22 protein-coding genes, 1 tRNA gene and 1 pseudogene are annotated in these 22,393 nt (G+C 73.0%); 12 read left to right on the top strand and 12 right to left on the bottom strand.

Annotation, left to right across the window (positions count from 1 at the left end; translation table 11 throughout):
- The first annotated feature begins 293 nt into the window (after positions 1–293).
- Positions 294–899 carry an HAD family hydrolase gene (locus EGX94_RS07235; RefSeq protein ID WP_021796218.1) on the top strand — a complete coding sequence of 202 codons (606 nt, stop codon included), beginning with the start codon at positions 294–296 and terminating at the stop codon, positions 897–899.
- Between the two features lie 276 nt (positions 900–1,175).
- Positions 1,176–2,294 (top strand): glycerate kinase, encoded by a 1,119-nt coding sequence (locus EGX94_RS07230; RefSeq protein ID WP_021796216.1) that lies wholly within the window; start codon positions 1,176–1,178, stop codon positions 2,292–2,294.
- 22 nt (positions 2,295–2,316) lie between these two features.
- On the opposite strand, the gene EGX94_RS07225 is transcribed toward EGX94_RS07230, so the two are convergent.
- Positions 2,317–3,144, bottom strand: a complete 828-nt coding sequence (locus EGX94_RS07225) for an SDR family NAD(P)-dependent oxidoreductase (protein ID WP_021796219.1) — start codon at positions 3,142–3,144, stop codon at positions 2,317–2,319.
- Between the two features lie 79 nt (positions 3,145–3,223).
- Between EGX94_RS07225 and EGX94_RS07220 the strand changes: the two genes are divergently transcribed.
- From EGX94_RS07220 to EGX94_RS07210, 3 genes are read left to right on the top strand one after another with little or no spacing between them, the layout of a single operon-like run.
- Complete coding sequence (locus EGX94_RS07220; protein WP_021796217.1) at positions 3,224–4,093, top strand: ABC transporter ATP-binding protein; 870 nt, start codon at positions 3,224–3,226, stop codon at positions 4,091–4,093.
- The gene (locus tag EGX94_RS07215; RefSeq protein ID WP_021796221.1) at positions 4,090–4,737 is read left to right on the top strand and encodes an ABC transporter permease; all 648 of its coding nucleotides are present in this window, start codon (positions 4,090–4,092) and stop codon (positions 4,735–4,737) included. Before EGX94_RS07220 ends, EGX94_RS07215 begins: the two co-directional genes overlap by 4 nt.
- Positions 4,734–5,408 (top strand): ABC transporter permease, encoded by a 675-nt coding sequence (locus EGX94_RS07210; protein ID WP_021796222.1) that lies wholly within the window; start codon positions 4,734–4,736, stop codon positions 5,406–5,408. The genes EGX94_RS07215 and EGX94_RS07210 overlap by 4 nt, the downstream gene beginning before the upstream one ends.
- Positions 5,409–5,627: 219 nt before the next feature.
- Here the strand turns inward: EGX94_RS07210 and rplI are convergent, their stop codons facing one another.
- From rplI to rpsF, 4 genes are all read right to left on the bottom strand, one after another.
- Positions 5,628–6,077 (bottom strand): 50S ribosomal protein L9, encoded by a 450-nt coding sequence (rplI, locus tag EGX94_RS07205; RefSeq protein WP_021796084.1) that lies wholly within the window; start codon positions 6,075–6,077, stop codon positions 5,628–5,630.
- A 17-nt stretch (positions 6,078–6,094) separates the two neighbouring features.
- Positions 6,095–6,334, bottom strand: a complete 240-nt coding sequence (gene rpsR, locus EGX94_RS07200; RefSeq protein WP_021796083.1) for a 30S ribosomal protein S18 — start codon at positions 6,332–6,334, stop codon at positions 6,095–6,097.
- 127 nt (positions 6,335–6,461) lie between these two features.
- Positions 6,462–7,025 carry a single-stranded DNA-binding protein gene (locus EGX94_RS07195; protein ID WP_021796091.1) on the bottom strand — a complete coding sequence of 188 codons (564 nt, stop codon included), beginning with the start codon at positions 7,023–7,025 and terminating at the stop codon, positions 6,462–6,464.
- 187 nt (positions 7,026–7,212) lie between these two features.
- Positions 7,213–7,500 (bottom strand): 30S ribosomal protein S6, encoded by a 288-nt coding sequence (rpsF, locus tag EGX94_RS07190; RefSeq protein ID WP_021796097.1) that lies wholly within the window; start codon positions 7,498–7,500, stop codon positions 7,213–7,215.
- 487 nt (positions 7,501–7,987) lie between these two features.
- On the opposite strand from rpsF, the gene EGX94_RS07185 reads away from it, so the two are divergent.
- Entirely contained in the window at positions 7,988–9,712 is a 1,725-nt protein-coding gene (locus tag EGX94_RS07185) for a glycerol-3-phosphate dehydrogenase/oxidase (RefSeq protein ID WP_021796089.1), read from the top strand.
- A 185-nt stretch (positions 9,713–9,897) separates the two neighbouring features.
- Here EGX94_RS07185 and EGX94_RS07180 read toward each other — a convergent pair whose 3' ends face one another.
- Complete coding sequence (locus tag EGX94_RS07180) at positions 9,898–10,278, bottom strand: rhodanese-like domain-containing protein (RefSeq protein ID WP_021796093.1); 381 nt, start codon at positions 10,276–10,278, stop codon at positions 9,898–9,900.
- Between the two features lie 278 nt (positions 10,279–10,556).
- Between EGX94_RS07180 and EGX94_RS07175 the strand changes: the two genes are divergently transcribed.
- The 5 genes from EGX94_RS07175 (at position 10,557) to EGX94_RS07155 (ending at position 14,714) form a co-directional block, all read left to right on the top strand.
- The gene (locus EGX94_RS07175) at positions 10,557–11,756 is read left to right on the top strand and encodes an MFS transporter (RefSeq protein WP_081707253.1); all 1,200 of its coding nucleotides are present in this window, start codon (positions 10,557–10,559) and stop codon (positions 11,754–11,756) included.
- Between the two features lie 85 nt (positions 11,757–11,841).
- The gene (locus EGX94_RS07170; RefSeq protein ID WP_021796082.1) at positions 11,842–13,014 is read left to right on the top strand and encodes an AAA family ATPase; all 1,173 of its coding nucleotides are present in this window, start codon (positions 11,842–11,844) and stop codon (positions 13,012–13,014) included.
- The gene (locus EGX94_RS07165; RefSeq protein ID WP_021796088.1) at positions 13,011–13,619 is read left to right on the top strand and encodes a methylated-DNA--[protein]-cysteine S-methyltransferase; all 609 of its coding nucleotides are present in this window, start codon (positions 13,011–13,013) and stop codon (positions 13,617–13,619) included. The genes EGX94_RS07170 and EGX94_RS07165 overlap by 4 nt, the downstream gene beginning before the upstream one ends.
- A gap of 3 nt (positions 13,620–13,622) precedes the next feature.
- Positions 13,623–14,213, top strand: a complete 591-nt coding sequence (locus EGX94_RS07160) for a DNA-3-methyladenine glycosylase I (protein WP_021796087.1) — start codon at positions 13,623–13,625, stop codon at positions 14,211–14,213.
- 222 nt (positions 14,214–14,435) lie between these two features.
- Positions 14,436–14,714 carry an isoamylase early set domain-containing protein gene (locus tag EGX94_RS07155; protein ID WP_021796090.1) on the top strand — a complete coding sequence of 93 codons (279 nt, stop codon included), beginning with the start codon at positions 14,436–14,438 and terminating at the stop codon, positions 14,712–14,714.
- A gap of 145 nt (positions 14,715–14,859) precedes the next feature.
- Here EGX94_RS07155 and EGX94_RS07150 read toward each other — a convergent pair whose 3' ends face one another.
- The 5 genes from EGX94_RS07150 to EGX94_RS07130 all read right to left on the bottom strand — a co-directional run bounded on the left by EGX94_RS07150 (position 14,860) and on the right by EGX94_RS07130 (position 21,641).
- Complete coding sequence (locus tag EGX94_RS07150) at positions 14,860–16,110, bottom strand: alpha-amylase family protein (RefSeq protein WP_021796094.1); 1,251 nt, start codon at positions 16,108–16,110, stop codon at positions 14,860–14,862.
- Positions 16,111–16,185: 75 nt separating this feature from the next.
- Positions 16,186–17,385, bottom strand: coding sequence for a mannosyltransferase family protein (locus EGX94_RS07145; protein WP_123826109.1), 1,200 nt, complete (start codon positions 17,383–17,385; stop codon positions 16,186–16,188).
- Positions 17,382–18,818 carry a glycosyltransferase 87 family protein gene (locus tag EGX94_RS07140; protein WP_021796350.1) on the bottom strand — a complete coding sequence of 479 codons (1,437 nt, stop codon included), beginning with the start codon at positions 18,816–18,818 and terminating at the stop codon, positions 17,382–17,384. The genes EGX94_RS07145 and EGX94_RS07140 overlap by 4 nt, the downstream gene beginning before the upstream one ends.
- Before the next feature lie 185 nt (positions 18,819–19,003).
- The gene (locus EGX94_RS07135; RefSeq protein WP_021798422.1) at positions 19,004–21,229 is read right to left on the bottom strand and encodes a transglycosylase domain-containing protein; all 2,226 of its coding nucleotides are present in this window, start codon (positions 21,227–21,229) and stop codon (positions 19,004–19,006) included.
- Positions 21,222–21,641, bottom strand: coding sequence for a DUF5318 family protein (locus EGX94_RS07130; RefSeq protein ID WP_028706290.1), 420 nt, complete (start codon positions 21,639–21,641; stop codon positions 21,222–21,224). Before EGX94_RS07130 ends, EGX94_RS07135 begins: the two co-directional genes overlap by 8 nt.
- Positions 21,642–21,967: 326 nt before the next feature.
- Here EGX94_RS07130 and EGX94_RS07120 point away from each other — a divergent pair.
- Positions 21,968–22,040, top strand: a tRNA-Ala gene (locus tag EGX94_RS07120).
- Between the two features lie 56 nt (positions 22,041–22,096).
- Here EGX94_RS07120 and EGX94_RS14355 read toward each other — a convergent pair.
- Positions 22,097–22,294: pseudogene (locus EGX94_RS14355) on the bottom strand (hypothetical protein); the annotation flags it as partial.
- Between the last annotated feature and the right edge of the window lie 99 nt (positions 22,295–22,393).

The following is a 22,393-nucleotide window of genomic DNA, read 5'->3' as shown; positions in this document are numbered from 1 at the left end:
CCGGCGGAACCCCAGCTCAGCGCCGCCCCCAGCGGGGGGCCCGGCCGTCCACCGGCGCCCGGCATGTCCCCGGACCGCTTTCCACAACGGCCTGACAAGCATTTTCTTCCCGCACAACGGCTCTTTCCACAGGACTTGTCCACAGTGTGCACAACGACATCGGTGTAACTCAGCGGTGCGGACCGTGCCGGCCCCGGCCCGGCGGAGCCTCCGTCCGGCGGCGCCGGTCCACGGACGGGCACCGGGATCTGGCAGACTGGAGCCGACCGCTCCGCACTCCACTGGAGGAACAGGTGATCCAGCCCATCGCCACGCTCCTGCTGGATGCTGACGGTGTGACTCAGCACAATCCGAACTTCGCGTCCGGCATGGAACACCTGTTCGGCGACAGGGCCACGCTGACCGAGATCCTGCGTCTCGAGCCGCCGTCACTCGACGGCACCGCCGATCTGCGCACCGTGATCACCTTGTTCGTCGCGGACAAGGGCCTCGACGTCGACCCCGATGCGGTGCTCGCCGTCTGGCACGAGACACACACCCTGCTGGGGGTCTTCGACCTGCTCGACGAGGTGCGTCGGCGCGGCGTGCGCGTCTACCTGGCCACCAACCAGCAGCCCCGCCGCGGCGAGCGGATGATCGCCGAGAAGGGTTACGAGCTGCACACCGACGGGGCCTTCTACTCGTACCAGATGGGCGTGGCCAAGCCCGACCCGCGCTTCTTCCGGATCATCCTCGACGAGCTCGGCTGCGAGCCGCGGGCCACCCTGTTCATCGACGACGTCGCCGAGAACGTCGAGACCGCCCGCGCCCTCGGCATCGAGGCGGTCCTCTTCGACCGCGACTCGGGGACGACGGGGCTGCGCGCCGTCCTGCTCGGCTACGGACTCATCACCTGCTGAACCGGGAGGACGATGCGGGAGGACGGCGCGCCGCCCGCCCGCTCGGGCGCAGACCCCGGATTCCCGCCGGGCCCGGACGAACGCCCCGGCCCGCACCGGGGGCCTGCGCGCGCCACCCGATTCCGGTCGGCATCGGACGAGCCGGATTCACCGGCGGACATGGGCAGTTAGCATGGACAGCGGTGGCGGGCGCTGCGGCCCGGCACCGCCGGACGCCGAGCACGGCGCCCGGGCCGGGCACCCGCTGCGGGTGCGAGCCGATCCACGAGGTCCGCGATGAGCAGATACGTCCTGGCACCCGATTCGTTCAAGGAGTCCCTCACGGCCACCGAGGCGACCGAGGCGATGGCCGCCGGCGTCCGCGACGCCGACCCCACGGCCGAGACCGTCGCGTGCCCCATGACCGACGGCGGTGAGGGATTCGCCCTGACCCTGGCCTCCTCGCTCGGCGCCGAGCCGATCTCCGTCCCCTCCCACGACGCGCTGGGCCGGCCGATCGAGGGCCTCATCCACCGGGTCGGCGACACGGTCGTCCTCGACGTCGCCACCGCCTGCGGCCTGGAGCTCGTCGAGCCGGCGCTCCGCGACGTGCTGAACTGCGACTCGTACGGCGTCGGCGAGCTCGTCCTCGCCGCGCTCGACGCCGGGGCCCGCCGGCTCGTCATCGGGCTGGGCGGCTCGGCGACCAACGACGGCGGCGCCGGCATGCTGGCGGCGCTCGGGGTGCGCTTCCTCGACGCCAGGGGCCGGCCCGTCGCCACGACGCCGACGGGCCTGGCCCATCTCGCCAGCCTCGACGTCGGCGGGCTCGACCCGCGGTTGGCCGACGTCGAGGTGCAGGCGGCCTGCGACGTCGACTCGCCGCTCCTGGGTCCCCGGGGCGCGAGCGCGGTCTTCGGGCCGCAGAAGGGCGCGACGGCCCAGCAGGTCATGCTGCTCGACACCCTCCTGACGCGCCTCTCGGCGCTCAGCGGTACCCGCGGGGTCGCGCTGGCGTCCGAGCCCGGCGCAGGTGCCGCCGGCGGCCTGGGCTGGGCGATCCTCACCTTCTTGGGCGGGCGGATGCGGTCCGGCGTCGACCTCGTCATCGAGGCGACCGGCCTGCGCGAGGCCCTCACGGGGGCCACCGCCGTGCTCACCGGCGAGGGCGCGGCGGACGCCCAGACCCTCACCGGCAAGACCGCCGCCGGCGTGGCCGCCGCGGCCCGCGAGAGGGGCGTCCCGGTCGTCGTCTTCGCCGGACGCATCGCGGACGACGCCCGGGCGCTCCTCGACCAGGGGGTGGCCGGGCTCGTGACCATCACGCCCGAGGGCACGCCGCTGGACAGGGCGCTGGCCGAGGGCGGCCGGAACCTCCGCGCCGCGGTCGCCGGCTGGGTGCGCCGGCATCAGTGAGGACGGGCCGGCCCCGCGCCGGTCAGGCCTCGATGTCGAGCATCTCGGCGGTCATCGTCCAGACGCGTTCGGCGAGCCCCCGGTTGCGCGCCGCGGAGCTCGTGGAGGCCCGCCTCGCGCCGACGCAGTAGTCGCCGGGGGTCCAGTCCTGCCCGGGGACGCCCTCGGCGAGACGGACCACGATGCCGGCCGCCTCGGCGGGCGTCGTCATCACGAGCCTGCAGAGGCGCGAACGGTACCACCGGCCGAGCCAGCCGCCGACGTCGCGCGCGAAGCCGCTGGAGACGATGCCTGGATGGAAGCAGACGGCGTTGATGCTGAGGTCGCCGAAGCGGCGCTGCAGCTGACGGGTGAGGAGGATGTCGAGCAGCTTCGAGTTGGCGTAGGCGCGCATGACGCTCCAGCCCCTCTCCAGCTGGAGGTCGTCGGGGTCGAGCCTGGCGAGGCGGTGCGCGATGGACGAGGTGGTGATGACCGTCGCCTGGCTGGCGACGAGCCGGTCCATGAGCAGATTCGTGAGGAGGAAGGCCGCCAGGTAGTTCACCTGGAAGTCCTGCTCGAAGCCGTCGTCGGTGACGCGGCGGCGGGGCGCGGCGCCGCCGGCGTTGTTGACGAGCACGTCGATGCGCCCGTAGCGCTCGTCCAGCTGGCGGGCGAGCTCGCGCACCTGGTCGAGGTGGGTGAAGTCGGCGAGGAAGTAGTCGGCCCCGATCGGGCGGGCGACGTCGGCGGTGCGCTGGGGATTGCGCCCGACGATCACCACCTTCTCGCCCTGCGCGACGAGCTGCCGCGCGGCCTCGGCGCCGATGCCGCCGCTCGCCCCGGTGATGATGATCGTGCGTCCGCTCATGGGCCCCCAGTCTAGAGAGGCGGCGGCGCGCGACGAGGCCGCGCCGCACCCGCTGGGCGGCTGCGCATACCCTGGGCGCATGACCACGGCAGTCACGGGCGAGGCCCCCGAGATCCGGTTCGACGCGGTGAGCAAGACCTTCGCCGACGGCACGGCGGCCGTGCGGGACTTCTCGCTGACGGCCCCGGCCGGGCGCATCACCGTCCTCGTGGGCCTGTCGGGGTGCGGCAAGACGACCCTGCTGCGCATGGTGAACCGGCTCGTCGCGCCGACGTCCGGGCGCGTCCTCATCGGGGACCGGGACGTCGCCGGCTCCGACCCGGTCGCGCTGCGCCGCTCGATCGGCTACGCCATGCAGAACTCCGGCCTGCTGCCCCACCGACGGGTCGTCGACAACATCGCGACCGTGCCCGTGCTGCTCGGCCGCACGCGCCGGCGGGCGCGCGCCGACGCCCTCGGGCTGCTCGAGCGCGTCGGCCTCGACGAGTCCCTCGCCATGCGCTACCCGGGCCAGCTCTCGGGCGGCCAGGCCCAGCGCGTCGGGGTCGCCCGCGCACTGGCCGCCGACCCCGACGTGCTGCTCATGGACGAGCCCTTCGGCGCCGTCGACCCGATCGTCCGCACCGGCCTCCAGGGGGACCTGGCGGGGCTGCAGGCCGACCTGTCCAAGACGATCCTGTTCGTCACCCACGACATCGGCGAGGCCTTCGCCCTCGGCGACCGGATCGTCCTGCTGGAGACCGGGGCGCGGATCGCCCAGACCGGCACCCCGCAGGAGCTCATCGCCCATCCCGCGAGCGCGTACGTGTCGGACCTCATCGGTCTGACCGGCGGTGCCAGCGCCCTGTCGGTCGACGAGGTGGACGGCGCCCGCATCGTCGTGGACGCCAACGGCCGGCCCCTCGGGCGCCTCGGGTCCATCGACGGGCACCCGGCGGGACGCGCATGACCTGGCTCGACAACAACTGGCCGACGATCTGGGCGGCGGCCGGCGCGCACCTGGCGCTGGCGCTGCCGGCGATCGCCCTCGGCTTCCTCGTCTCGATCCCGGTGGCCTGGCTCGCGCACCGCTACCACTGGACGCGTTTCGCGCTCGTCACCCTCGGCAGCCTCCTCTACGCGATCCCCTCCCTGCCGCTGCTCGTCGTCCTGCCGCTCGTCCTCGGCACGGGGGTGCGCGACGACCTGAACGTCGTCGCCGCCCTGTCGGTCTACGCCTTCGCGCTCATGATCCGCGCCGCGACCGACGCCCTCGACGCGGTCCCCGCCGACGTGACGACCGCCGCGACCGCGCTGGGCCACAGCGGCCCGCAGCGATTCCTCGCGGTGGAGCTCCCCCTCGCCGGGCCGGGCCTGCTGGCGGGCCTGCGGGTCGTCTCGGTGAGCACGATCGCCCTCGTCTCGGTCTCGGGCGTGCTCGGGACGAACTCGCTGGGCATGCTCTTCGTCAACGGCTTCCAGCGCGGCATCCTCGCCGAGGTCATGGCGGGGCTCGTCGCCACCGTCGTCCTGGCGCTCGCCGTCGACCTGCTGCTCGCCGGGGTGGGGCGCCTCGCACTGCCCTGGTCGGGCCGGACGGGGGGCGGACGATGAACTGGATCCTGCGCGCCCTCGCCTGGATCGGCGACCCGGCGCACTCGACGGGGCCCGACGGCCTCTGGGCCCTGACCGGCCAGCACCTGGCGGTCACCGGCTGGGCGACGCTCATCTCGCTCGTCGTCGGGGTGCCGCTCGGCTACCTCATCGGGCACACCGGCCGGGGGCGCCCCCTCGTCGTCGGGCTCACGGGAGCGGCCCGCGCGCTGCCGGCGATCGGTCTGCTGACCCTCGTCGGGCTGCTGACCGGCATCGGGCTGACGGCCCCGCTCGTCGCGCTCACCGTGCTGGCCATGCCCTCGGTGATCGCCGGCGCCTACTCGGGCCTCGAGTCCATCGAGCCGGCGACGCTCGACGCGGCCCGCGCGCTGGGCATGTCGGACTGGCAGGTGCTCACGAGGGTCGAGATCCCGCTCGGCGCGCCCCAGCTCATCGGCGGAGTGCGCAACGCCGTCGTACAGGTCATCGCGACGGCCACGCTGGCCGCCTACGTGGGCGGCGGCGGGCTGGGCGTCTACCTCTTCCGCGGCCTCAAGACGCAGGACTACCCCCAGATGCTCGCCTCGGCGATCGTCATCGTGGCGCTGGCGATCGGCATCGACGTCCTGTTGGGCCTGCTCGCCACCCTCGTGGAGCGCCTCGTGAGACCCGCGGCGCGCTGGCGCTGACCCGGGACGCCGACCGGGCCCGTGCCGGACGACGGGCGCGCCCCGCGCCGGTGGTCGGGGCGTCCCGGCGGGCGCGATGGGGGCCCGCGGGCACCGGCATCGGGGGATCCTCCGCGGTCCGCCGTGCACGACTGCGGCCGCACCCTCCAGGGTGCGGCCGCAGAGGACCCGGCTGGGTCGTTGATCGGGCACGGACGGGCGCGCCCGCACGTCGGCTCCTCAGGCCGCGGGGACGACCTCGATGGTGAGGCGGAACTTCACGGCGTCGGTGAGACGGATCTGGACGGCGTGGTTGCCGAGGCGCTTGATCGGCTTCAGCGGCTTGATCGTGCGCTTGTCGAGGGCCGGGCCGCCGGCCTTCTTCACGGCGACGGCGATGTCGGAGCCGGTGACGGCGCCGAACAGCTTGCCCGAGGACGCGACATTGGCGGGCACCTGGACGGTCAAGGCCTCGAGCTGCTCCCGCAGCCGGAGGGCGTGCTCGTTGTCGCGGATGGTGCGCGCGTTGCGGGCGCGCTGAATGCCCTCGATCTGCTTGGCGGCGCCCCGATTGTGGACGATCGCGCAGCCCTGGGGCAGCAGGTAGTTGCGGCCGTAGCCGTCCTTGACCTCGACGACGTCACCGGCGACGCCGAGATGCGGAACAGCGGTGGTGAGGATGAGCTTCATGTCGGTCGACCCCCTTCTCAGCGGCTGTTCGAGGTGTAGGGCAGCAAGGCCATCTCGCGCGCGTTCTTGATCGCGATGGCGACCTTGCGCTGGTCCTGGACGGACAGGCCGGTCACGCGGCGGGCGCGGATCTTGCCGCGCTCGGAGATGAACTTGCGCAGCGTGGCGGTGTCCTTGTAGTCGATGTTGGCGACGTGGGTCGTCCTGATGGGGGCGACCTTCTTCTTGTTCACAGACTTGCGCTGTGGACCGGCCATCGTGGTGCTCCTTCGATCGTGCGGGTCCGCCCGTCGGCGGCCCCTGAGCCCGGTGTTCCACCACCGGAATGTGCCTTGTGGATGTGATGCGGGATGGCGTGCGCCTCGCGGCGGGCCGGGACGACGATCAGAACGGCGGTTCGTCGCTCTGGGCGTTGGCCCACGGGTCGTTGACCTGCTGGGCCTGGCCGCCGCCTTGGGGTGCCTGATGGTTCTGCTGCGAGCCGCCGGGGGCGGGCTGCTGCTGGTAGCCGGGCTGGGCGGCACCGTACGAGGACTGCGCCCCGGCGCCGTTGTTCTGCCAGGCGCCGCCGCCACCGCCGCCCGACGGGGTGCGGGTCACACGGGCCGTGGCGTAGCGCAGCGAGGGGCCGACCTCGTCGACCTGGATCTCGAAGACCGTGCGGCGATTGCCCTCGCGGTCGTCGTAGCTGCGGGCGCGCAGCCTGCCGTTCACGATGACGCGCATGCCCTTGGTCAGCGACTCGGCCGCGTTCTCGGCGGCCTGGCGCCACACGGAGCAGTTGAGGAACATCGCCTCGCCGTCGCGCCACTCGTTGGTCTGGCGGTCGAAGGTGCGCGGCGTGGACGCCACCGTGAAGTTGGCGACCGCGGCGCCCGAAGGGGTGAAGCGCAGCTCGGGATCGGCGGTGAGATTGCCGATCACCGTGATGGGGGTCTCGCCTGCCATGATGTGCCTTCTCTCTGTCCTTGTCGTCCTGCTGTGCAGTCCTGGCTGTCTGCTGTCCTCGTCGTCCGCGCCGCCCGGCTGGGGGCGCCGCCTGGACGGTGCGCGTGCGGGCCCGGCGCCCCGACACCTCCAGGGTGTGCGGCGGCACCGACATTCTCTTCCGCCCCGGACCCTGAACGGACCCCGATCAGGCGTCGGTGCGCAGAACCTTGGTGCGAAGAACCTGCTCGTCGATCGACATGAGACGGTCGACCTCGGCGACGGCCGCGGGCTCGGCGGTCACGGTGCAGACCACGTAGTAGCCCTCGGTCTTCTTGTTGATCGGGTAGGCCAGATGACGGCGACCCCAGACGTCGACGCTGTCGACGGTGGCGCCTTCGGCGACCAGACGCTTGCCGTACTTGTCAACGATGGGCTGCAGCTGTCGCTCATCGACATCCGGGCTGATGATGGCCATGATCTCGTACGTGCGCATTGCGAACTCCACCTCCTTCGGTCTCGACGGCCATGGGCGGGTCCCATGGCAGGAGGGCGCATGCTCGGCCGGGTGCGGGTGCGCACAACCAGTGGCCGAGTCTACGCGACGACGACCCGGTTGACCACTCCCGCGGCCGCCTCGCAGTCCCCGCCCGGTTCCGCATGCGCGGGAACGGCGGGCTCGCGTCGATGCGGAAGGTGACGCGGCCGCGCCCGGTTTCCGCATGCGCGGGAACGGCCCCTCACCGCGGCCCTCGAGATCTACGGCCAGCACCCCGGTTCCGCGCGGGGACGGCCCGGCCGGACTGCGGCGGCGAGGGCGGCGCGGAACGGCGGCCCCAGGGCCTGCCGGGGGCGCGGGCTGTCCTTCTTCTCCTCAGGTGAGCCTCACCATGCACTTTCGTGCGTGACCGTTGTGCCCGGCCGCGGGCGGATCGAGGATCGGCCCCGTCAGCACAACCCGGAGCACCCCGAAGGAGCATGTCATGGATGCATCACGTCGCAACTCGGCACTGACCGCCGACCGGCGCGCCCGAGCCCTCGAGGAGCTGAGCGCGCCGGAGGGCCTCGACGTCCTCGTCGTCGGCGGCGGGGTGACGGGCGCCGGCATCGCCCTGGACGCCGCGGCGCGCGGCCTGCGCACCGGCATCGTCGAGATGGGCGACTGGGCCAGCGGCACCTCGAGCTGGTCGTCCAAGCTCGTCCACGGCGGCCTGCGCTACCTCTACCAGCTCGACCTCGCCCTCGTGCACGAGGCGCTCACCGAACGAGGCCGACTGCTCACCCGCACCGCGCCGCACCTCGTCAAGGCCCAGCCCTTCCTGTGGCCCCTCAAGCACGAGTACGAACGCGCCTACTCGGCGATCGGCGTCGGCATGTACGACGCGCTGGCCCTCGCCGGCTCCCACGGGCGCCGGACCGTCCCGCTCCAGCACCACCTGACCCGCAAGGGCACCGCGGCCCTGGCCCCCGCCCTCGACACCAGCCGCCTGGCCGGCGCCATCCGCTTCTACGACGCCCGCGTCGACGACGCGCGCCTGGTCATCGACCTGGTCCGCACGGCCGTCTCGTACGGCGCCGCGGCGGCGAGCCGCACCAGGGTCACGGGTTACCTCGAGGACGACCGCGGCCATGTCGTCGGCGCCCGGGTCGTCGACCTCGCCACCGGCGCCGAGCACGCCGTCCGCGCCGCCCGGACGATCAACGCCACCGGCGTGTGGACCGAGCGCACGCAGAATCTCGCCACGCCGCACGGCGGCCTCGAGGTGCTCGCCTCGAAGGGCATCCACCTCGTCCTGCCGCGGGAGGCCATCGACGCCGAGACCGGCATCTTCCTGCGCACCGAGAAGTCGGTGCTGTTCATCATCCCATGGCCCCGCTACTGGGTCATCGGCACCACCGACACCCCGTGGACGGGCGACGTCTCCAAGCCGGTCGCCACGGCGGCCGACATCGACTACGTGCTCGACCACGCCAACGAGGTGCTCGCCGAGCCGATCAGCCGCGAGGACATCATCGGCGTCTACGCGGGCCTGCGCCCGCTGCTGCAGCCCCGGCTCAAACCGGGCTCCGAGGCCTCCTCGGCCAAGATCTCCCGCGAGCACACGGTCAGCCGCGTCGTGCCGGGCCTCACCTCGATCGCCGGCGGCAAGCTCACGACCTACCGGGTCATGGCCGCCGACGCCGTCGACTTCGCCCTCGGCCAGGCCTTGGCGCACACGCACCCGTGCGTCACGCAGGATCTTCCGCTCATCGGCGCGCCCGGCTACCACGAGCTCGCGGCCCGCGCCGGCGACATCGCCCGCGAGCGCGGCTGGACGCTGGCCCGCGTCATGCACCTGCTCGACCGCTACGGGGACGAGACGCCCGAGCTGCTCGCCGCCATCGACGCCGATCCCGGTCTGGGCGTCCCGCTCGCCGCGGCCGACGCCTATCTGCGCGTCGAGGTCGCCTGGGCCGTCACCCACGAGGGCGCCGCGCACCTCGACGACGTCCTGCTGCGCCGCGTCCGCCTCGACCTCGAGCAGCGCGACCGCGGTCTGGGCGCGGCCGACGAGGTGCTCGAGGTGATCGCCCCGCTCCTGGGGTGGGACGACGACGCCGCGCGGGCCGAGAAGCAGGCCTACGCCCGGCGCGTCGCCCAGATCGCCGCCGCCGAGACCGAGCGGACCGACGAGGAGGCCGTCGCCCACCTCACCATGCCGGTCTAGGCCGGGGCGGCCGGACCGGCCCGCCCGGCGGACCCTCCCCCGGCCACACCTGCGGGACCCTCCTCCGGCCCGCCTTCGCTCCCCCGTCCCGGGCGGGTGGACGGGGAATGGAGCGAGCAGGGGCCTGCGGGGAGGACGGCCCGCCCGGCGGACCGCGCCCGGGCGGGTGGACGGCCGGGGAGGACTCAGCGGGGAGGGCCGGGGACGAGGACCTGGCCGCCCTGCGCCCAGGTGACGAGCCCGCCTGCGAGGACCGAGGCCTCGAAACCGCCCTGCCTCAGGACGCGCGCCGCGTGGTGCGCGCGGGAGCCCGTGGAGCTCACGACGATGATCGGCCGGTCGGTCTCGGCCAACGGGTCATCGCCCCAGATGGCGTCGACCGGGCTCGCGGGCAGGGCCCGCGGGTCGACCAGCCGGGCGCCGGGCACGTGACCGTGCTCGTACTCGCGCCGGGTGCGCACATCAATGACCACCGCCCCGGACGCCATCGCGTGCAGCGCCGCCGTGACGCCGATCTCGTGCCGAGCGGCGCCGGCGCCGTCCTTCCTCCTGCCGAACCAGGCCATGGTGGGATTCTAGGGCGGACCGACGGGCCCCGACCCGATCCGCGCGACCGGGAGGAGGGGATCGGGGGGAGTCCCGGCGGCTCCTCCGTCCCGTGCGGGCGGGCCGTGCCGTCGACTGGCGCACCCGGGCCGGCCCTCACGACGAAGTGGCCCCCGGCCCCCGCGCGGGCGGTCCGTGCAACCGGCGCCGCGGCGGGCTCCCGGGGCTCGCCCCGGAGGAGCCCGGGCCCCTCGGACGGGCGACGTAGATTGGTGCGGTGATCGGGAGGCGGGGGCGAATGCCCGGAGGCGTCGTCGTCCTCGGCGTCATCGCCCTGTTCGTCGGTCTCGGCTTCGGCGTCATCGTCCCGGTGCTGCCACTGTTCGCCGGGAGCTTCCGGGCCAACGATCTCATGATCGGCGTCGTCGTCTCAGCGTTCGCCGCGGTGCGCCTGGCGACGAGCCCGTTCAGCAACCGGGTGATGGGGCGGATCGGGGCGCGCGCGACCCTCGGCGCCGGGCTCCTGCTCGTGTCCCTCTCGAGCGCCCTCATGGGCGTCGCCCGGAGCTACTGGTGGCTGCTCGGCTGGCGGGCGGTCGGCGGCGTCGGCTCGGCGCTGTTCACCGTCGCCGCGATGACCGTGCTGCTGGCGGTGGTCCCCGAGCGCATGCGCGGGCGGGCGACCGGCTTCTACCAGAGCGGCTTCCTCATCGGGAGCATGGCGGGGCCGGCCGTCGGCGGCCTGCTGGCCCGCATCAGCCTCCAGGCCCCCTTCGAGTTCTACGCGCTCACCCTGCTCGTCGCCGCCGTCCTCGGACTGTCCCTGCTGCCCCGGGACGCCGTCCGCGCCGCCGCGGGCGGCGGGGCGGACGGCGTCCCCATGCGCCGGGTGCTCCGCGACAGCCGCTACCGGGCGGCCCTCGTCGCCAACTTCGCGCAGGGCTGGAACTCCACCGGCGTGCGCAATGCGCTGATCCCGCTGGTCATCACGGCCGGCCTCGGGCTGAGCGCCACTTGGACGGGCACCGTCTTCGCGGTCGCCGCCGTCGTGCAGACCGCCGCGATCATCCCGGTGGGGCGCTTCGTCGACACCGTGGGGCGACGGCCGGCGATGCTCGCGGGGGCGCTCGTCATGGCGGTCTCCCACATGAGCGTGCCCCTCAGCGGCTCGATCGGCCGGGTCGTCGCGGCCATGTGCGTCTACGCGGTGGGCGCGGCGGCCATGAGCACGGCCCCTGCGGCCAGCGTCGGGGACGCCACCGGCGGCGTCGAGGGCGGCAGCGCCGTGGCCGTCTTCTCGATGTGCAACGACGCCGGCGCGATCATCGGGCCGCTCGCGGCGGGCGCCGTCTCGGACGCCCTCGGGCGCGCCCCGGCGTTCGCCCTCGGCGTGGCCCTCCTGCTCGCGAGCGCGCTCGTCTCGACGCGCATGGGCCCGATGCGAGAGCCCGCGCACCGCCCCGTCCCCCGGCACGGGGACTACCGGCACGGGGACTAGACGTCGTCCGCGCGACGCCCCTCCGGCGCACGAGGCCCCCGGCGCGGGGGCTAGACACGGCTAGACGGTGTCATAGCGTGGTTCCATGGACCCCATCCGCAATCCGTACGCGCCCGGCGCGGGCCAGCGTCCCCCCGAGCTCGCCGGACGCGGCGAACAGCTCGCCCACTTCGACGTGGTGCTGGAGCGGGTGGCCCGCAGCCGCCCCGAGCGCTCACTCATCCTCACGGGCCTGCGCGGCGTCGGCAAGACCGTCCTGCTCAACGCCCTGCGCGGCCAGGCGGTGCGGGCCCGCTGGGGCACCGGCAAGCTCGAGTCCCGCCCCGACCAGACGCTGCGCCGGCCCCTCGGCGCGGCCCTGCACATGGCCGTCCGCGAGCTCGGCCACCCCGACACCGACCAGATCCTCGGCGAGATCCGCGCCTTCATCGAGCGCGACGCCAAGCCGGGCGCCAAGCTCGCCGAACGCTGGAACCCCGGCATCCGCGTCCCCGCGGTGAAGGGCCGCGCCGACTCCGGCGACATCGAGATCGACCTGGTCGAGCTGTTCACCGACCTCGGCGGCCTGGCGGCCGACATGGGCGTGGGCATCGGGGTCTTCATCGACGAGATGCAGGACCTCGGTCCGGCCGACGTCTCCGCGTTGTGCGCCGCCTGCCACGAGATCAGCCAGCAGCGCCTGCCGCTCATCGTCATCGGCGCCGGCCTGCCGCACCTGCCGGCGCTGCTGTCGGCGTCCAAGAGCTACTCCGAGCGCCTGTTCAGCTACCAGAACATCGACCGTCTCGACCGCGCCGAGGCCGACAAGGCCCTTCAGGTGCCCGCGCAGGACGAGGACGCCGACTGGGGCCCCGACGCCCTCGCCGCCATGTACGAGGCGACCGGCGGCTACCCGTACTTCATCCAGGCCTACGGCAAGGCCGTCTGGGACGTCGCCGCGTCGAGCCCGATCAGCGCCGACGACGTGCGGGTGGGCACCCCCGAGGCCGAGGGCGAGCTGGCGGTCGGTTTCTTCGGCAGCCGCTTCGAGCGGGCGACCCCCGCCGAGCGCGACTACCTGCGGACGATGGCCGAGCTGTCCACCGACGACGCCGAGGTGTCCAGCTCCGAGGTGGCCGCCCGGCTGGGGCGCAAGCCGCAGTCGCTGTCGCCGGCCCGCGACGCCCTCATGAAGAAGGGCCTCATCTACTCCGGCGAACGCGGCAAGATCGCATTCACCGTGCCCCACTTCGGCCGATACCTCAGGAGGCAGCCATGAGCGGTACCGCATCGCCGGCCGGGGCCGGCCCGGGCGCCGACCGTCACGAGGAGCGCGGGGAATGGGGCCCCCTGCACTGGGACACGGTCAACTCGCCCATCGGGCGGCTCCTCCTCGTCGTCTCGAAGCTCGGCGTCGCGCGCATCGGCCTGCGCACCGAGGACGTCGACGCGGTGCTCGGCTCCCTCGCCACGACGACCGGGTCGGCCCCGATCCGGTCCGCGTCGCGCGTCGGCGAGGCGGTCGACGAGCTGCACGAGTACTTCGACGGGGCGCGCGAGACCTTCGACGTGCCCGTCGACCTGCGCCTGTCGACCCCGTTCCGCGAGCGGGTGCAGCGGGCGATGCTCCGGATCGGCTACGGCCGGACCGCCACCTACGGCCGCCTGGCGCGCATGGCCGGGGCGCCTCCAGGCGCCGCCCGGGCGGTCGGCGGCGCCTGCTCGCACAACCCGGTCCCGATCATCGTGCCGTGCCACCGGGTGCTGCCGCTGGGCGGCGGCGTGGGGAACTACCGGGGTGGCGCCGAGATGAAGCGCTGGCTTCTGGCCCTCGAGCGGCGCCACCTCGACGAGTCCGCCCGGGGCCCCGTCCTCGGGGGCTGAGCCATGGCCGGCGACGAGTTGGTCATCGGCGCGGACGGGCGCGCCCGCCCGCGCTGGGCGGCCCACGATCCGCTGCTGCGCGACTACTACGACCACGAGTGGGGCGCCCCGGTCACCGACGAGCGGGGGCTGTTCGAGCGCCTGTGTCTGGAGGGCTTCCAGTCCGGCCTGAGCTGGGCGACGATCCTGCGCAAGCGCCCGGCCTTCCGCCGGGCCTTCGACGACTTCGACGTCGACCGGGTCGCCGCCTACGGCTCCGCGGACGTCGACCGGCTCCTGGGCGACGAGGGCATCGTGCGCAACCGGCGCAAGATCGGGGCCGCCGTCACGAACGCCCACGCGACGAGGGGCCTGCGCGAGCACGGCGGACTGCCGGGTCTCGTCTGGTCGTTCCGCCCGCCCGCCCGGCCGCGCCCGGTGAGCACGGCGGAGATCCCGACCCGCACGCCCGAGTCCGCCGCGCTGGCCGCGGCGCTGCGCGCCGCCGGCTTCGTCTTCGTCGGCCCCACCACGGTGTACGCGATGATGCAGGCGATCGGCATGGTGGACGATCGACTCGAGGGGGCCGCGGGACTGCTCGGGACCGACGCCTGAACGAAGCAGGGTGCGGGCGGGTTCAGACACGGGTTGCCGGGGCCCGGCGCAGGGGCCGCGGCGACCTGGCCCGCGGGCCCTCTCCCCTGGTGGGACGCCTCGATTAATCCGCGGCGCGCCCTTAGTCTGTGGGCAGAAGGCCTGCCGGACCGTTCAGCCCCGACTCGTCCGGAGGCACGGTCCTGTACCGGAGTCGGGGGCGCCCCAACGCGGAGGTTCTCCATGATCCGCAAGGAACCGGTGTCGGAGGGCACCGTCGCCGTCATCTTCTCCCTGCCGGCGGACCACCCGGCCATGCCGGTGAGCGTCGTCGGCTCCTTCAACGACTGGCAGCCCCTGCGCAACCCGCTCAAGGTGCGCCCCGACGGCAGCGCCACGGCGATGGTCACCGTGCCCGTCGGAACCCGCATCCACTTCCGCTACCTCGGCGCGAACGGTCAGTGGTTCGACGACATCGACGCCGAGACGATCACGCCCGAGGGCGGCCAGCTGGTCGTCTGAACCCGGGGCCGCCGCGGACGACCGTCGCGGCGGCCCCGCCGCGATCCTGGTGCGCGGGCATCAACGGCGCTGCCCGCGCACCACGTCACCGCCCCGAGCCCCCGCGGGCGGGCGGCCCTGCCGTGCGGCAGGAGGAACCGGCGCATCAGCCCTCGAACGCGAAGAGCCCGCCCGCCGCGTCGGCGACGTGGGCCTTGGCGCGCGCGCCCACGCTCAGCGACACGTAGAGGCGGCGCGCCGCGTCGGCGGGGTCGTACGCCTCGTAGACGAGGTGGTCGTTCGCGAGCTGCGTGACGGTGGTGCGGGCGCGCACCAGCCAGGGGTTGCGACGTCTGATCGAGATGAGCTGCTGGTGACGGCGCAGCATGCCGGCGCCGAGCCCCGAGAGCTCCCCCGGGCCGGCTGGCATGGCCGGACGCACCTCGTCGTCGCCCCAGGGGCGGTCGTACTTGACGCCGTGGAAGCCCTGCTCGTCACCGTAGTAGATGCTCGGGATACCGCCGACGGTGAGGAGCACGACGGCCGCCAGGACGGCCTTCGCGTCCCCCACCCGGCTGGCGATGCGGGTGGTGTCGTGGTTGCCGAGGAAGGTCATCGGGACGAAGTCCTCGACGAAGCCGTTGTGCCGCGCGAGGGTCCAGTCGAGTTCGTAGAAGTTCTCCGCGGCCAGACTGCTCCAGATGGCCTTCCACAGCTCGTACTCGGTGAGCGAGTCCATCGTCGAGTCGGCGACGATCCGCGCGTAGTCGCCGTGGATGACCTCCCCCCAGACGAAGGCCCGCGGGTGGGAGGCCCGTACCTCGGCGAGCACCGGCGCCCAGAAGGACGGCGGCACGGCGTAGGCGGCGTCCAGCCGCCAGGCGTCGACGCCGAACTCGAGCCAGTGGTTCATGACCCGCGTCACGAGCTCGCGCACCGCCGGGCTGTCGTGGTTGAGCCGGACGAGGTCGTCGCTGCCCTCGAAATTGAGGCGCGTCGGCGGGTTCGTCGACCAGTCGATGTGGAACATGTCGGCGGTCGGGGAGCCGGGGCCGCCGGACAGGGCCGCGAGCAGGGCCGGGTGGGCGGCGCTCACATGGTTGAAGACGCCGTCGAGGGCCACGCGGATGCCGCGCTCGTGGCAGGCCGCCACGAGGTGCGCCAGGTCGTCCTCGTCGCCCAGGCGCGGGTCGACGCGGAAGTGGTCGAGGGTGTCGTAGCCGTGCGAGACCGACTCGAAGATCGGACCGAGGGCCAGGCCGTTGCAGCCGATCGACAGCAGGTAGTCGAGCCATCCCTCCAGCGCGGGCAGGCGGTGCTCCAGAGGACGCCGCCCGTCGGCGGGCCGGGTGGAGGCGCCGAGGAAGCCGAGCGGGTAGACGGCCCACCAGATCGTGTCGTCGCTCCAGCCGGACATCACGGGCTCCTCTCGTCGGGTGCACTCAGCACGGTCCAGCCACACTCTACGACCGGCCACGACCGGGAGGCGGCCCTAACTGGCCCAGTGACCGAGGAAGAACAGGCGCGCCCACCAGGCCATGAGCACCAGATCGGCCAGGACGACGAGCAGCAGCACGACCGAGCGCAGCAGATCGGCCCCCTTCGAGTCCGGACGGTGGGCGACGAGCCGGCCGATGCCGATGAACAGCGGGAACCACAGCAGGTCGCCGCGGTTGACGGACATGAACCAGGTGGCGGTCGTCAGGGCGAGGAGCTGGACGAGGACGTAGCCTGCCTGCGCCCAGGCCCGGCGGGCGAGGGCGACGAGCACGGTGACCAGTCCGATGACGACCGAGGCGATCTCGAAGCGGAAGATCCAGGCGCGCGTCGGCTCCTCGGGCCAGGCCGCCGGGTCGACGGCGAAGAGGGTGTTCTGGAAGCTCTGCCAGGGGTTCGTCCAGCTGCGGTCCCAGCCGGCCCGCTGGGCGGTGAACCAGGCGTCCCAGGCGCCGGTGATGTCGTGCAGGTGGGCGAAGAAGGCGACGACGACGAGCAGCGGCAGCGCGGCGATGGCGGCGTGCCGCAGCCGGTCGCGCGGCCCGGTCGTCCGCGTGCAGGGCGCGGCGCCCGGGGCGGTGGGCTCGCCGCCGGTCAGGGCGAGCAGGATGAGGCCGCCGACGAGGAAGACGCCGGAGATGCGGGTGGTGCAGGCGAACGCGGCGGCCAGGGACGCCCACCACCAGCGGCCGCGGCGGGCGAGCACCCAGGCCCACAGGCCGAAGGCGCAGAAGAGGGCCTCCGAGTAGCCGACGACGGTGAAGACGGCCATCGGCGCGAGCAGCCAGGCGATGGCCGCCCACTGACCGCCGAGACGGTCCATGGCGAGGGCCGCAACGAGGGAGGCGAGCGCGCACACGGCGGCGGTCGCCTCGACGGCGGGCAGGCCGAGCTGCGCGAGGGCGCGCATGACGAGCGGGACGCCCGGGAAGAAGGCCATGCTCAGCTGGTCGGCGTAGCCGTCGACCGCGATGGCCAGGTAGTGCTGGACGTCCCAGTTGCCGAGGGCCCGCGCCGCCGTCGTGCCGTTGGCACGGACGGTGTGCAGCAGCACCGCGGCGAGCAGGGCGCGGGTGCAGGCCCAGACCATGACGACGACACGCGTGGCGCCTCCGGTGCGGCTGCGCGCGGCGCCCGCCGCGCGGGCGCCGAGGGTGAGGGTGCCGCCGGTGCCCGCGGTGCGCGGAGCGCTCACCGCGGGCACCCGTCGTGCCCGGCCGCGGGGAGGGGCGTCGGCGGGACGGGCGGGGCCTGCGGGACCGGCGGGGGCACCGCGTCGACGGCGTGGTCGAGAACGCCGCCGGTGAGGTCGTCGACGTGGCCGACCCGCACCGGGTCGTCCCAGGGGTTGAGCACGTCGTGGCAGACCTGGGCGGCCAGCCACAGCTGGACGCCGATGCGCAGGAGCGTCGCGCCCCAGTAGAGGGCGTCGGCGCCGGTGCCGGGGCCCAGCACGCCGTCGAGGAAGCCCCAGACCGCGAAGAAGTAGACCAGTTCGGCGATGTTCCACACGGCCCAGTCGAAGACCCTCGGCCGGGCCATGACGACGAAGGGCAGCAGCCACAGGGCGCACTGCGGGGCGTAGGCCTTGGTGCACACGGCGAAGGCGATGAGCACGAGCAGGATCACCTGCGCGGTGCGGGGGCGGCGCGGCGCCCGGCGCACGAGGAGGGCGATGGCGCACAGGGCGGCCGCCATGAGCAGGAGGCACACCGCGTTGACGCCGGGCACCCGCAGCCCCATGAGCTCGAAGACGTACCACAGCGAGCCGAGGTCGGCGCCGCGGCCGATGCTGCTCGACCAGTACAACGACCAGCCGTGCGGGTCGGTGAGGAGCAGCGGCGCGTTGATGAGCGCCCAGGCCGCGGCGAAACCGCCGAGACAGGCGCGCCAGGCGCCCATGCGGGCGCCGCGCCGGCACACGAGGGCCAGGGCGACGAGGACGAGGACGGGGAAGAACTTCGTCGAGAAGGCCGCACCGAGCGCGACGCCGGCGACCAGGGGGCGGCACCGGGCCCAGGCGAGGACCCCGAGGCCGACGAGCGCGACCGCGAGCATGTCCCAGTTGATGAGGCCGGAGGCCATGACGACGGGCGCGGCCGCGACGAGCAGCGCGTCGAAGCTGCGCGTCGCGACGCCCTGGGTGGCCCAGCTGGCCGAGCCGGCGCCCAGCTCGGCCTGGACGACGACGACCGCCAGGAAGGAGACGAACAGGACGACGGCGGTGAGGACGAAGAACAGGTAGGAGGCGTCGAGCTGCTCCTGGCCGGTGGCCGAGGCGCCGACGTCGGCGCCGAACAGCCCGGTGAGCCAGCGGCAGACCGCGACGAGGGCGCCGACCAGTGGCGGATGGGTGAGGCCGGCCTCGGAGTAGAGCCCGGCGCCCGTGGCGACGCCGTTGCCCTGGTAGAGGAGGGGGATGTCGGAGTAGCACAGGCGGGCGTACGTGTTGACCGTCGTGCCGTAGACGTGCTGCTGGCAGGGGACCTGGCGCAGCATGAGGACGACCCAGGACAGCCCGGCGACGAGGATCGACCAGGGCAGGGGGTTGAACCAGAGCCCCCAGGGGCGCGCATGGGCCCCCACCGGGCCGCCGATGCGCTCCGTCAGACGTGCCGCTCCGTTCATGGCGTCCATCCTGCCAGTCGCCGGTGGCGGGGGCGGGCGATGCCCACTTCCCCGCCGTCAGTACGGCCTGCCGCCGCCCGAGCGGCCCGTCCCGCGGCGCTCGGGCGGCGCTGGAGCGGCCGATCGGCGCCATGGACCGCCGGCCCGGGACGCAGCGGCGGGCCTGCGCGCGTCACCGGCGCGGCTCAGGTGTGATTGGGGCTGGGGACACCGCCGATGCCGGGGGCGGGATCATTGCCGCCGGGGGCGTTGTTGTCGTCGTCCCCGCCGCCCTCACCGGTGCCGCCGTTGCCCTGCTGCTCCTGGGTGGCGGCCGGCTCCTCGGTCGGATAGAACGTCGGGTAGGAGTAGCTCTGGTTGCTCGTCGGGTAGGAGTAGCTCTGGTTGCTCGTCGGGTAGGAGCTCTGGCTGCTCGTCGGGGCGTAGGTGGCGTTGTTGCCCGAGCTCGCGCCGATGTTGTTGAGCGCGGGGAAGGACTTGTAGTCCATGCCCGCGGTGGCGGCCTCCATGTAGTCCTCCCAGGTGTTGGCCGGGTAGAGGGCCGAGCTGAAGGAGCCGTACGGCGAGTAGGGGTTGAGGTCGGCGTTGCCGTCGCCGGCGACGAACATGACCGCCGTCGAGACCTGCCTCGTCGCGCCGACGAACCAGGCCGAGATCGTCTCGGCGTCGCCGTCGTCCTTGGTGCCGGTCTTGGCGATGACCTCGCGGCCCAGCTGGCCGGCCGTCGTGCCGGTGCCGCTCGTGACAACGGACTTGAGGGCGGTCTGGGCGTTCCGCGCGACGTTCTCGTCGATCGCCTGGGAGGACGCCGTGTCGCCGCTGTGGAGCGTCGCGCCGCTCGCATCGGTGACGCTCTGCACGACGTGCGTGGAGTTGACCTTGCCGTCGTTGGCGATCGTCGCGAAGCCGGTGGCGTTCGACAGCGGGCTCACCTGGGCGGTGCCCAGCGCGATGCGGTTGTTGATGTCCCAGCCGTCGCCGGTGGGGACGCCGGCCGCGTTGGCCATGCCGACGACCGACTGCGGGCCGTTGTCCATGGTCGTCACGAGGTCGGTGAAGGCCGTGTTCATCGAGTACGAGGTGGCCTTGAGCAGGGTGACGTTGCCGTAGTTGACGTTGGAGTCGTTGTGCACGACGACCGAGTCGCCGGTCGGCGTGAAGGTGCTGCCGTTGAGGGTCGTGCCCAGGCCGAAGCCCTGGTTGAGGCCGGCGAGCAGCGCCCAGGCCTTGAAGGTGGACGCCGACGGGCGTGCGGTGGTGGCCCAGTTGATCTGGGAGGACAGGTAGTCGGAGCCGCCGTAGAGGGCGTAGACCTCGCCCGTGCCGACCGCCACCGAGGCGATGCCGATGTGCAGATCGGACTCGGACAGGCCGTCGGTCCTGGCGTTGGCGACGGCGCGCTTCGTGTAGTCCTGCGCGGTCCTGACCGCCGAGTCCTGCATGGACGAGTCGAAGGTCGTGACGATCTTCAGGCCGCCGCCGGAGATCTGCTCGTCGGTGAGGCCGGCGTCGAGCAGCTCGTTCTGCACCATCGTCATGAGGAAGCCGTTGGGGCCGCTGTAGGTGTCGTCCTCGGAGACGGGCGCCGTCTCGGGCAGGGAGCCGTAGGCGGCGTCGTGGTCGGCCTGGCTGATGTTGCCGGCCTCGAGCATGCCGTCGAGCACGTACTGGTAGCGCTCGAGCAGGGCGGACGAGGCCTCGTCGCCGTTGGACGGGTCGAGCGCCGAGGGGCTGTTGACGAGCGAGGCGAGCATGGCCGACTGGGCCACGTCGAGGCTGGCCGCGTCCGTGTTGAACCAGGTCTCGGCGGCCTTCTCGATGCCGTAGGCGCCGCGGCCGAAGTAGACGGTGTTGAGGTAGCCGGAGAGGATCTCCTCCTTGGAGACCGTCCTGTTGATCTTCACCGCGAGCGCCAGCTCCTTGAGCTTGCGACTCATCGTCTGGGCGCTCGTGAGGTAGCGGATCTTGATGTACTGCTGGGTGATCGTCGAGCCGCTCTGCAGCTCCTCGCCGCGGGCGATGGCCCACAGGGAGCGGAACATGCCCTTCGGCGAGATGCCGTGGTTGGTCCAGAAGGTGCGGTCCTCGGCGGCGATGATCGCGTTCTTCATGGGCTCGGCCATGGTCGAGTAGTCGACCTCGGTGCGGTTCTGCACCGACAGCTCGCCGAGCTTCGTCGTGCCGTCGCGGTAGTAGATGCTCGTCGTCTGCGTCGTGTAGTCCTCGTTGGGCTCGGGCAGGTCGACGGAGAGGTAGAAGATGCCCGACACGATGAGCGCGAGGACGATGATGCCGGCCAGCACCATCCCGGCGATGCCGGCGATGCGCTTCTTCCCGCCGCCCCTGCTCTTCTTGCCGCCCTTGCCGGCGGCCTTCACCGGACGACGAGGGGTGCTCCTGTTGTCAGCCATAGATGTCCTCAACTGTCTGCTGGTGCCGCGGCGGGCGGCGACGGTGGCCATCGCCCAGTGTGTAGGACGAGAGCATGAAGTTCCATCCGCAGTCGGGGCAGACCTCGACCTCCCGGACGGTGAACTCGCCGAACCGGGTCTCCATCTCGTCCAGCTCCGCGGGCTGCTTGATGCGTCCCGAGAACTGTCCGAGCTGGTCGCCGAACACGTAGTTCAGCACGCTCAGGCGCCCGCCGGCGCAGACCGGGCAGGCGGAGCCGGACGGAACGCCGTGGTGGAGGGCCGAGCGGATGAGGAGTGGATCCGCGTCGCACGGATCGGACTCCATCATGACGGCATCGGGGCGCCGCATCGCCTCGAGCGTCGCCCGACGCCGCAACGCATGACTTACCACCTGACGCTGTGTCCGCATGAATCCAAGGGTAACTGCGCCGGCCGGCTCGGGGCACCCGGGCGTCATGAGAGGTCACGCGGGGGTTGAGGAGGGCGGCGGCCGAGGAGGGCGCGGACGAGGGGCGACGGGCCCTCGACGGGCGGGCGCGGGACCGGCGGGCGGGGCGCGAACGTCCTGCCCCTGCCGACCCGGCCTCCACCAAGCGCGGGCCGCTTCGAGCGGGGCCGGAAGGACGGAAGCGGGACAACCGAGAACCGGCCGCCGGAGGGTTCGGCGCGGGGCCGGCCATCGGCTACACTGTGAGGCGCCGTTGCGCGCTCCGCCGCCCGTGCGGGGCCCGTTCCGGGGCATTAGCTCAGCTGGTAGAGCGACGGCTTTGCAAGCCGTAGGTCAGGGGTTCGAGTCCCCTATGCTCCACCCCACGCACGAGGTGGAGTGATATGGGTTTTTCAGGCAGTGGTTGATGGTTGGTTTCAGGCTGCTGTCTTGTGTTGTTGTCTCCATTCGGTGTCGGCTTGGTCGGGGGTCCGGTGGTCGATCGCCGAGTGGAGACGCTTGCGATCGCATCGTGACCCGGTCCGGGCTGTCACGTCCCGGATCGCATGGTCCCGGGTCGAGTGGACCCCACGGTTCACGAGTTCTTCCCTCAAGACCGCGTTGAATGACTCAGCGGCGGCATTGTCATGTCAGCCATACAAGCTGTTCACGCGAACTGAGTCCCCGGAGTCGCTGCGCTCGCTGGCGCGCGGCCTCAGCGGTACGCAGCACAT

This window comes from Propionibacterium acidifaciens (assembly GCF_003798325.1).
Lineage (GTDB): Bacteria > Actinomycetota > Actinomycetes > Propionibacteriales > Propionibacteriaceae > Propionibacterium > Propionibacterium acidifaciens.
The sequence above is the reverse complement of the archived record's forward strand: the minus strand, read 5'-3'. Positions and strand labels throughout refer to the sequence as shown.